The organism is Ancylobacter vacuolatus (assembly GCF_030813595.1).
In the GTDB taxonomy this organism is placed as follows: domain Bacteria; phylum Pseudomonadota; class Alphaproteobacteria; order Rhizobiales; family Xanthobacteraceae; genus Ancylobacter; species Ancylobacter vacuolatus.
This window is the reverse complement of sequence record NZ_JAUSUH010000027.1, coordinates 1-1,498: the sequence shown is the minus strand read 5'-3', so window position 1 is coordinate 1,498 and position 1,498 is coordinate 1. Positions and strand designations below refer to the sequence as shown.

Annotated in this window: 3 protein-coding genes; all 3 read left to right on the top strand. The window is 71.7% G+C overall.

Features of this window, described 5'->3' with window-relative positions; all coding sequences use genetic code 11:
- A partial coding sequence (locus J2S76_RS23155; RefSeq protein ID WP_307064515.1) for a MotA/TolQ/ExbB proton channel family protein occupies positions 1-309 on the top strand: 309 nt, incomplete at its 5' end.
- Between the two features lie 6 nt (positions 310-315).
- Positions 316-870 carry a TonB system transport protein ExbD gene (gene exbD, locus J2S76_RS23150; protein WP_307064513.1) on the top strand — a complete coding sequence of 185 codons (555 nt, stop codon included), beginning with the start codon at positions 316-318 and terminating at the stop codon, positions 868-870.
- The coding region (locus tag J2S76_RS23145) for an energy transducer TonB (protein ID WP_307064511.1) at positions 867-1,498 on the top strand (632 nt) is incomplete at its 3' end. The genes exbD and J2S76_RS23145, both read left to right, overlap by 4 nt.

The following is a 1,498-nucleotide window of genomic DNA, read 5'->3' as shown; positions in this document are numbered from 1 at the left end:
CCCTTTGTCGGCCTGTTCGGCACGGTGTGGGGCATCATGAACTCGTTCATCGGCATCTCGAAGGCGCAGACCACCAATCTCGCCGTGGTGGCGCCCGGCATCGCCGAGGCGCTGCTCGCCACCGCCATCGGCCTGGTCGCGGCCATTCCGGCGGTCGTGATCTACAATCATTTCTCGCGCCAGGTGTCGGGCTATCGCGTGCTGATGGGCGATGCCTCGGCCGAGGTGCTGCGGCTGCTCTCGCGCGATCTCGACCGGCGCGACGCCGGCCGCGCCGCCCCGCCGCGCGTGCGGGCGGCGGCGGAGTAAGCCGGCATGGCCGCCAAGCTGCAGAGCACCGAGAGCGACGATCTGGTCGAGAACCACGAGATCAACGTCACCCCGTTCATCGACGTGATCCTGGTGCTGCTCATCATCTTCATGGTGGCGGCGCCGCTGTCGACGGTGGATGTGGCGGTCGATTTGCCGGCCTCGAACGCCGCCGTGCAGCCGCGCCCGGACAAGCCGGTCTATCTCACGGTTAAGAGCGACCTGGTGCTCGCCATCGGCAATGACGACGTGGCACGCCCCTCGCTCGGCGCGACGCTGGACCGCACGACGCAGAACAAGCGCGACACCCGGATCTTCCTGCGCGCCGACAAGAGCGTCGACTATGGCGAGCTGATGGAGGTGATGAACCTCTTACGCGCCGCCGGCTATCTCAAGATCGCGCTGGTGGGGGTCGAAATGGCCGGCCAGCCGGCCACCGAAATGGCCGGCCAGCCCGCGCCGGCCGCGCCGGCACCCGGCACAGCACCGGCGACATCCGGGCCGGCACCCGCACCCGTTCCCGCGTCGCCCGCTCCCGCGCCCGGGGCGCCGGCTCCATGAGCCTGCTGCTGCTCAGGGGAAGCGCCGGGCACCGGCTGCGCGAGGCGAGCGTCTGGCTGGTCTGCGGCGCGCTGGTGCTGGCCGTGCATGGCGGCGCGCTCGGCTACATGCTGACCGATCCGCCGATCCTGGCGGCGGAGGAGCCGGCGGCGATCATGATCGAGCTGGCGGAAATGCCGGTGGCACCCGCGGCCGAGCCGGTGGAGCTGCCGCCCGGCCCGCAAATGGTCGAGGCGCCGGAAGAGGTGCAGGAGGAGGTTCCCCCCGACCCGCAGGCCGAGGAGGTGGAGGACACCCCGCCGCCCGAGCCGCCGCCGGTGGAAGAGCCGGTGCCTGAGGTGACGGAGAGCCCGGCCGAGACCATCGAGGTGCCGCTGCCGCCGCCCCCGCCTGAAGTGGCCGAGATTCCCCCGCCCGAGAAGAAGCCCGAGCCGCCCAAGGAGCGCCCGAAGCCCAAGCCGAAGGAGCGCGAGAAGAGCGACAAGCCGCCTTCGCCGCGCACCTCCGCCGCGCCCGCGCTCGACGCGCAGAATTCCGACCGCATCGCCGCCCCGACCTCGGGCGCCTCGTCCTCCAACAGCCGGGCGCCGGCGAACTGGCGCTCGCGGCTGATGGCCCATCTCAACCG

Coding starts and splice junctions, on each gene's coding strand:
- exbD (WP_307064513.1), top strand. CDS start 316: ATGGCCGCCAAGCTGCAGAGCACCGAGAGCGACGATCTGGTCGAGAAC.